This is a genomic window from Flavobacterium sp. ACN2 (assembly GCF_002303885.1).
GTDB lineage: Bacteria > Bacteroidota > Bacteroidia > Flavobacteriales > Flavobacteriaceae > Flavobacterium.
In genome coordinates this window covers 19,678-28,351 of the sequence record NZ_MRCM01000028.1, presented here as the reverse complement: position 1 = coordinate 28,351, position 8,674 = coordinate 19,678, and the positions used below count along the sequence as shown (strand labels likewise).

9 protein-coding genes are annotated in these 8,674 nt (G+C 32.8%); 5 read left to right on the top strand and 4 right to left on the bottom strand.

The annotated features are described in order from the left end of the window. Window positions 1–30 precede the first annotated feature (30 nt). The 5 genes from BSF41_RS23020 to BSF41_RS23000 all read left to right on the top strand — a co-directional run bounded on the left by BSF41_RS23020 (window position 31) and on the right by BSF41_RS23000 (window position 4,463). On the top strand, window positions 31–1,089 hold the full coding sequence (locus BSF41_RS23020) for a 3-oxoacyl-ACP synthase III family protein (protein WP_095931816.1): 1,059 nt from the start codon (window positions 31–33) through the stop codon (window positions 1,087–1,089). A gap of 282 nt (window positions 1,090–1,371) precedes the next feature. Beyond that, on the top strand, window positions 1,372–1,899 hold the full coding sequence (locus tag BSF41_RS23015; protein WP_095931815.1) for a methyltransferase: 528 nt from the start codon (window positions 1,372–1,374) through the stop codon (window positions 1,897–1,899). A 128-nt stretch (window positions 1,900–2,027) separates the two neighbouring features. After that, on the top strand, window positions 2,028–2,876 hold the full coding sequence (locus tag BSF41_RS23010; protein WP_095931819.1) for a glycosyltransferase family 2 protein: 849 nt from the start codon (window positions 2,028–2,030) through the stop codon (window positions 2,874–2,876). A 79-nt stretch (window positions 2,877–2,955) separates the two neighbouring features. Then, the gene (locus BSF41_RS23005; RefSeq protein WP_095931814.1) at window positions 2,956–3,702 is read left to right on the top strand and encodes an ABC transporter permease; all 747 of its coding nucleotides are present in this window, start codon (window positions 2,956–2,958) and stop codon (window positions 3,700–3,702) included. Beyond that, window positions 3,702–4,463, top strand: a complete 762-nt coding sequence (locus BSF41_RS23000; RefSeq protein ID WP_095931813.1) for an ABC transporter ATP-binding protein — start codon at window positions 3,702–3,704, stop codon at window positions 4,461–4,463. Before BSF41_RS23005 ends, BSF41_RS23000 begins: the two co-directional genes overlap by 1 nt. Before the next feature lie 90 nt (window positions 4,464–4,553). Here BSF41_RS23000 and BSF41_RS22995 read toward each other — a convergent pair whose 3' ends face one another. From BSF41_RS22995 to BSF41_RS22980, 4 genes are all read right to left on the bottom strand, one after another. Beyond that, entirely contained in the window at window positions 4,554–5,150 is a 597-nt protein-coding gene (locus BSF41_RS22995) for a SprT-like domain-containing protein (protein ID WP_095931812.1), read from the bottom strand. 83 nt (window positions 5,151–5,233) lie between these two features. After that, window positions 5,234–5,911, bottom strand: coding sequence for an SDR family oxidoreductase (locus BSF41_RS22990; RefSeq protein WP_095931811.1), 678 nt, complete (start codon window positions 5,909–5,911; stop codon window positions 5,234–5,236). Between the two features lie 35 nt (window positions 5,912–5,946). Further along, a complete protein-coding gene (locus BSF41_RS22985; protein WP_095931810.1) occupies window positions 5,947–6,924 on the bottom strand; it encodes a M20/M25/M40 family metallo-hydrolase in 978 nt (325 codons plus the stop codon). 131 nt (window positions 6,925–7,055) lie between these two features. Then, a complete protein-coding gene (locus tag BSF41_RS22980) occupies window positions 7,056–8,198 on the bottom strand; it encodes an acyl-CoA dehydrogenase (protein WP_095931809.1) in 1,143 nt (380 codons plus the stop codon). Window positions 8,199–8,674: the final 476 nt, after the last annotated feature.

The following is an 8,674-nucleotide window of genomic DNA, read 5'->3' as shown; positions in this document are numbered from 1 at the left end:
GCACTAAATTTATCGGATAATTAAAGGGAAATGAAAATAAAAATTATTGGTATTGGGAGTTATATTCCTAATTTAGAAGTAAAAAACACAGATTTTGATAAACATGTTTTTTTAAATGAGGACGGAACTCCTTTTGGTTATCCTAATGAAGTTGTAATTAAAAAATTTAAAGGTATTACGGGAATCGAGAATCGTCGTTATGCCGAACCACAATACAATTCTTCTGATTTAGCTTTCTTTGCGGCTGAAAAAGCAATTGCAAATGCGGGAATCGATCCAGAAACTTTAGACTACATTATTTTTGCGCATAATTTCGGTGACGTAAAAACAGGAACGCATCAAACTGATGTTTTACCAAGTTTAGCAACAAGAGTTAAAAACAAATTAGGAATTAAAAATCCTAAATGTGTGGCTTACGACATTCTTTTTGGATGTCCGGGATGGATTGAAGGCGTTTTACAAGCAAATGCTTTTATCAAATCTGGAATGGCAAAAAGAGTAATGGTAATTGGTGCCGAGACTTTATCGAGAGTTGTAGATGATCACGACCGTGATTCTATGATTTATTCTGATGGAGCTGGAGTTTCAATTTTAGAAGCATCGACCGATGATGCTGGATTGTTGTCTTACGAAAGCGCTACTTATGCCAATGATGAAGCAAATTATCTTTTCTTCGGAAAATCGTATAATCCAGATTTAGATCCAGACATTAAATACATTAAAATGTATGGGCGTAAAATCTACGAATTTGCTTTAAGCAATGTTCCGTGCGCTATGAAAAGCTGTTTAGATAAAAGCGGAATTGGAATTGATGAAGTGAAAAAAATCCTGATTCACCAAGCAAACGAAAAAATGGACGAAGCAATTATCGAACGTTTCTACAAACTTTACGATAAAACGGCTCCAAAAGATATTATGCCAATGAGTATTCACGATCTAGGAAATAGCAGTGTTGCAACTGTTCCTACTCTATACGATTTGATTTTACAAGGAAAAATAGAGAACCACGAAATCAACAAAGGCGATGTTCTTATTTTTGCTTCAGTAGGAGCTGGAATGAATATTAATGCTTTTGTTTATAGATATTAAAATTTAAAGTCGAGTGAAATAATCTCGCAAAGACGCGAAGTCGCGAAGTTTTTAACCATATAAGTAATATAAGTTCAATTAAGTTTTCCTTTAATTGAACTTATATTACTTATATGGTTTATTTTTTTAATCAAAACTTTGCGACTTCGCGTCTTTGAGAGAAATTCATTTTAAAACTTAGCACCGCAACTGAATACTAAAAACTGAACACTGATTACTTTTTTAGTATATTTGCGACCTAATTAAATTCAAGAACGAGAGATTAATTCGTTCGCAATAACTATGTACGAAAAAACGTTTCCGAATAAAAGATTCAAACTTACCTTAGAGTTTTTAAAAAAGCACGTTAGCACATCTGAAACCATTTTTGATTTTGGTGTACCCAATCCGTTTTCTAAGATAATGGAAGAAAATGGCTATACCGTAAAAAACACAAAAGGCGAAGATTTAGACAACGACCATACGGCGCTACAAACGGAAGAATATACTGTTTTTACTGCATTTGAAATTTTCGAACATTTACTAAATCCATACACAGTTTTACAAAACGTAAAATGTGACAAACTATTAATTTCAATCCCATTACGTTTATGGTTTTCACCAGCATATCGTTCTAAAACCGATATGTGGGACAGACATTACCATGAATTTGAAGATTGGCAATTGGATTGGCTTTTAGAAAAAACGGGCTGGAAAATTACCGATCGATTACAATTTACACATCCAGTAAAAAAGTTTGGATTCAGACCCTTATTAAGATATTTTACTCCAAGATATTATATTGTTGTGGCTGAAAAAATAAAAGCCTAAAGGCAAATTCCAATAAAAAAATCCCAAATTCCAATTGAACCAGCTTTGATTGGAATTTGGAATTTTAGAAGATTGGGATTAATTCTCAAAAATTGGAATTTGGAATTTTTAAAAATTTGGAATTTAAAATGAAATACTACATCGTCATTCCCGCACATAACGAACAAGATTTAATAGGCTTGACTTTAGAATCTTTGGTTTCTCAAACTGTCTTGCCATCAAAAGTTGTGGTGGTAAATGACAATTCTACAGATAAAACTGAAGAAGTTGTGTTGGGTTTTGCAACAAACAATCCGTATATTTCTGTTGTAAACAAAACTTCAGATGCAATTCATATGCCTGGTAGTAAAGTTATTCAGGCTTTTCAAAAAGGTTTTGAAACTTTAGATTCGAATTACGATATCATTGTAAAAATAGACGGCGATTTAATTTTTCCTCCCAACTATTTTGAGACCATTATTAAACATTTCGAATCAGATGAAAGAGTTGGAATGGCTGGAGGATTCTGTTATATTGATAAAAATGGCGAATGGGTTTTAGAAAACCTTACCGATAAAGATCATATTCGCGGAGCCTTAAAAGCGTATAGAAAAGAAACCTATCAACAAATTGGCGGTTTACGTCCAGCAATGGGTTGGGATACTGTTGATGAATTACTTTGTAAATATTACAATTGGAAAATTGTAACTGACCAATCTTTACATGTAAAACATTTAAAACCAACGGGAGCAAATTACAATAAAACAGCTCGTTACAAACAAGGCGAAGCTTTTTACACTTTAGGTTATGGGTTTTGGATTACCGCAATTGCTTCGGCAAAATTGGCGATGATGAAGAAAAAACCATTTCTGTTTTTAGATTATATCAGAGGATTTTGGAAAGCCAAAAAAGCCAATACTCCTTTATTAGTTACCCCCGAACAGGCTAAATTTATTAGGAATTATCGTTTTGCAAAAATGAAACAAAAGCTTTTTTAATCTTAAAAAAATTAAAAAACTGCCCAGCTGAAACGGTAAACTGTAAACTAATCCTTAATTTAGCCAATATTTAAAAATTATGATGCTAATCCGTTATTTATCCCAAGTAGGGAAATATTTTTTAATGCTGAAAGAAATTTTCAACAAACAGACTAAATGGCCTGTTATGAAAAATCTAATCCTAAAAGAAATTGATGATCTTATTATTGACTCACTAGGAATTGTTTGCTTTATCTCTTTTTTCATCGGAGGAGTTGTTGCCATTCAAACAGCATTAAACTTAACCAATCCTTTAATTCCAAAATATTTAATTGGTTTTGCTACACGTCAATCTGTAGTTTTAGAGTTTGCCCCTACTTTTATTTCGGTAATTATGGCCGGAAAAATGGGGTCTTACATTACTTCAAGTATCGGAACAATGCGAGTTACAGAACAGATTGATGCGTTAGAAGTTATGGGAGTTAACTCCGTAAACTATCTTGTTTTTCCAAAAATAATCGCTTTATTAATGTATCCTTTCGTAATCGGGATTAGTATGTTTTTAGGAATTTTTGGTGGATGGATGGCTTGTGCTTACGGAGGATTTTCAACTGGTGCAGATTTTATTATGGGAGCTCAAAAAGATTTCATACCGTTCCATATTACTTATGCCTTTATTAAAACTTTAATCTTTGCCATGCTATTGGCAACAATCCCATCTTTTCACGGATACTATATGAAAGGTGGTGCATTAGAAGTTGGTAAAGCAAGTACAACATCATTCGTATGGACTTCTGTTTGTATCATTCTTTTTAATTATATATTAACTCAATTATTATTAGGATAATGATAGAAGTAAAAAATATAGAAAAATCATTTGGGGATAGCAAAGTTTTAAAAGGCGTTTCGACGGTATTTGAAACTGGAAAAACCAACTTGATTATTGGACAAAGTGGATCTGGAAAAACAGTTTTATTAAAAACGCTATTAGGAATTCACACGCCAGATTCAGGAACAATTGAATTTGACGGAAGGGTTTATTCTGATTTAGACAAAGATGAAAAACGTGACTTGAGAACCGAAATAGGAATGGTATTTCAGGGAAGTGCGTTATTTGACTCAATGACTGTTGAAGAAAATGTAGCTTTCCCATTAAAAATGTTCACTAATAACAACAAAGCGCAAATCAAAGAACGCGTTGATTTTGTTTTAGAAAGAGTAAATCTAATCGATGCACACAAGAAACTGCCTTCTGAAATTTCTGGAGGAATGCAGAAACGTGTGGCTATTGCTCGCGCAATTGTAAACAATCCGAAATATTTGTTTTGTGATGAGCCTAACTCTGGTTTAGATCCAAATACTTCGACTTTGATTGATAACTTGATTCAAGAAATCACAAAAGAATACAATATTACAACTGTAATTAATACTCACGATATGAACTCTGTAATGGAAATCGGTGAGAATATTGTTTTCTTAAAGAAAGGTCTGAAAGCTTGGCAAGGAACAAAAGAAGAAATCTTTACGACCGACAATGAGGCAGTAGTTAAATTTGTTTATTCTTCAAACCTTTTCAAAAAAGTAAGAGAAGCCTATTTAAAAGGCTAGTCCTTTTAAAAATTCCAATATTAAAAATCCCAAATTCCAATTGTAGTAAACTTTGGAATTTGGGATTTTTTATTCTCTCTTACTTGGAATTTAATTGATCAATTCTACTTCTGCATTCGGATTAAAAAGATAAGTCTTTCCAGAGCTGATTTCTAAACACTCGAAACGCTTTGTTCTAACGGCTATTTTTTTAAAAACTTTACCATTTTTAATTCTAAAAATACTTCCGTACGGAATTTCAAACACGTAATTTTTATCATTTTCTTTGTCATATTGTTTTAAAGCCAAAGACAAAGTAGTATCGGTATCACTACTCGCTGAAGGATTTTTGAAATGTCTTGCCAAAAGCGGTAATATCTGTCCTGGAAATATTTCTGGCCGAATAAACGGAACCATTAAACGCTGAAAAGTATATTTCCATTCATTTCCATGCGGTTTTATATTTCGTCCGAATTTCTCAAAAGCAACTAAATGTGCAATTTCATGAATCAGCGTAATTAAAAAACGATACTTATTCAAACTTGCGTTAACCGTAATTTCATGCTTTCCACTTGGTCCTCTCCTATAATCACCGTGACGCGTCTGACGCTCGTTTACAATTTTCAAGTGAACCTGATTGGCCACTATCAAATCGAAAACAGGTTTTACCGCGTGTTCAGGAATATATTTAGCTAAAGTTTCGCTCAATTTAAAGTTAAATGTTATCTGTTAGATGTTATACGTTAGACGTTTTAAAATTGGAATTTGGATTTTTTATTTTGGAATTTAATTTACGGATTTGTTGAAGAAACTTCTAAAACTTTTCCGTTAAAATATTTATTTCCATTTAATGTAAAATCATAGATATAAGTTGCCATTCCTTCAGCAGAAATTGGAGCTTGATAACCAGGGAAAGCTTCATTAAGCATTTCAGTTTGAACAGAACCCAAAGCCAAAACATTAAATGAAATTCCTTTTTCTTTATATTCTTCAGCCAATAATTCAGTTAAAGTAATTACGGCTCCTTTACTCGAACTGTAAGCCGCTAATCCAGCAAACTTTAAGCTTCCGCGAACTCCACCAATTGAACTAATTGTTACAACATGACTTCCTTTTTCTAAATACGGAATACAGATACGAGTTAAATTGGCAACAGCAAAAACATTCACTTTATAAATATTTTCAAAATCTGCCTGTGTCGTTTGCTCAAAAGGTTTTAAAAGCAAAGCCCCTGCATTATGAACAACTGCATCTACTTTTTTCCATGTTGAAGAAAGAAAATTGTCAACCTGATCCAAAGCCGTTTCATCTGCCAAATCAACAGACAGACAAGTTACATTTTGATGTTCTAAAAGTGCTTGCGGTATTTTTCTGGAAATGGCCAAAACCTGATGACCTGCTTCGGCAAATTTCAAGGCTAATTCGTAACCAATTCCTCTGCTTGTTCCTGTAACGATAATATTTTTCATGTAGCAAAAATAATCAAATGCTGTAAAACAGCCTCTTATTTGTTCATCGTTATTTCTTGCGTTGGCGAAATCGCAATTTTGGTTACTGCAGGCAATAATTCTTGTGTGAATGCCGTGATATGAGGAATATCCATTAATTTAAATTCGTCTGAAACATGGTGATAATAATCAAAGTTTTCAAAATCGAAAGTACTTAGGGATTGGCATGGTTTTCCAAAAGCTTGAAAAAACGAATAATTATCAGAGCGGTAGAATAATTGATATTCTGCTTCTTTCGGTAAAAATCCAATGGTGTTTTTTCCTGTATATTCGTTTATTTTTTGCGCCATATTCGATTTATCAAAACCAGTTATGTAAGCCAAATAATCTCGTTTCATTGGCACACCAATCATTTCTATGTTTAATTGTGTATAAAGATTGAAATTTTGTTTTTTCAATTTCTCTACTAAACTTTTTGAACCTAGTAATCCTTTTTCTTCTCCAGCAAAAAACACAATTAAGATACTTCGTTTATTCGCTTTAGTTTCGCTAAAATATTTTGCCATCGCCGCTACAGACGTTACTCCCGAGGCATCGTCATTTGCTCCATTATTTATTTTATCGGCTTGTTCTTTTTTCTCTAAACCAATATGATCGTAATGTGCGCTCAGGACCACAAATTCTTTTTTAAGTTCAGGATCTGTTCCTTCAATAACACCAACAATGTTGAAAGCTGGCGAATCAAAATTGGTCAAAGTATCGCGATAGGTTTTAAAATAGGGTTTGATTTTATTTTTCTTTAAAAAATCTTCCAAGAAAACCGCCGCTTTTTCAATTCCTTGCGTTCCTGTCTCACGGCCTTCCAATTCGTCAGAAGAAAGATATTTTAGAAAATCTGAAATTTCAGATTCTTTTACTTTATAGCTAATTTCTATTGGCTTTGAATCTGTTTTTGCTCCACTTTCATTTGAAGTTGAAGTTCCCGATTTACACGCTAAAAAAATAAATGGAAGCAAAAAGTATAGCTTTCTCATGGTTTTCTGTTTTTATTGATAATTGATAATACTATTATTGGACTATAAACTTATGAAAAGTAATAGAATATTCATAAAAAAACCCTTTCAACTAAAAGCCGAAAGGGTTTAAAATATATTCTTAACATTCTTTATCCAGCAATAACTGCTCTAGAAATTACGATTTTCTGAATTTCAGAAGTTCCTTCGTAAATCTGAGTAATTTTAGCATCACGCATAAAACGCTCTACATGATATTCTTTTACATACCCGTTTCCTCCGTGAATTTGAACAGCTTCCACTGAAGTATCCATTGCAACTTGCGAAGCAAATAATTTTGCCATTGCACCACTCACGTCGTAATTTTTATTATTGTCTTTATCCCAAGCTGCTTTCATACACAAATGGCGCGCTGCTTCAATATTTACTGCCATATCTGCCAATTTAAAAGCAATTGCCTGATGGTTGCAAATTTCGGTTCCAAAAGCTTTACGTTCTTTAGAATATTTTAAAGCCAATTCATAAGCTCCAGAAGCAATTCCTAATGCTTGAGAAGCGATTCCAATTCTACCGCCCGCAAGAGTTTTCATTGCAAATTTAAATCCGAAACCATCTTCACCAATTCTGTTTTCTTTTGGAACTTTAACATCAGAAAACATTAATGAATGTGTATCAGAACCACGGATTCCCATTTTCTGTTCTTTCGGACCAACTGAAAAACCTGGCATATCTTTCGTCATAATCAAAGCATTGATTCCTTTGTGCTTTAATTCTGGATGCGTTTGTGCAATTACTAAATACACAGATGCGGTATTTCCGTTTGTGATCCAGTTTTTTGTACCATTAACCAAATAATGATCTCCCATATCAACCGCAGTTGTTTTTTGAGAAGTTGCATCACTTCCTGCTTCAGGTTCACTTAAGCAAAAAGCTCCGTGAATTTCTCCAGAAGCCAAACCTGGAAGGTATTTTTGTTTTTGCTCTTCAGTACCATATTCTTGTAATCCCCAACAAACTAATGAATTGTTTACAGACATTACAACAGATGCAGAAGCGTCTACTTTAGAAATTTCTTCCATTGCAATAACATAAGAAATAGCGTCTAAGCCGCTTCCTCCATATTTAGGATCAACCATCATTCCCATAAATCCAAGCTCACCCATTTTTTTGATTTGCTCCGTTGGAAAAGTCTGGTGTTCGTCACGTTCAATAACTCCCGGCAATAATTCATTTTGAGCAAAATCTCTTGCTGCCTGCTGAATCATTAAATGTTCTTCGGTAAGATTAAAATCCATAGTAGTATTCTTTAAAGTTTTTTCAACCAAATTTCAAAAAAGAAATTTTTAGTTGATGGTTTTTTTATGTTTTTGTTTTTTTTCAGCTCCTAAAACTTTTCAGTTCAAAGGCTTCCAAAGATACTTTTTAAAAGTGTAATTACAATGCGCGCATATAAAATTAATAGATCAGCAAAGATTACGATAACGTTTTCGTGATTATTTAGCTTTTTCTTCAAATCAGCATTAATCTCGCAACAATTCTTTTAAAATTTAAAAGCCAATTTTTCTTTTTAAAGCATAAAAAAACGAACATTTTTGAAGCATTTATATCAGTCAATCCTTAAACAATTCTTAAAACGCGTAAATCTACGTAAAACTAGTCTTACTAATTTGATTTTTAATGCAATAGAAAAATTAAATGTATATTTTACAAAAAAAAAACATTCTAAAAATGAACCAAATATTAATAAATTACTATTATTTTTGCCTTAAAA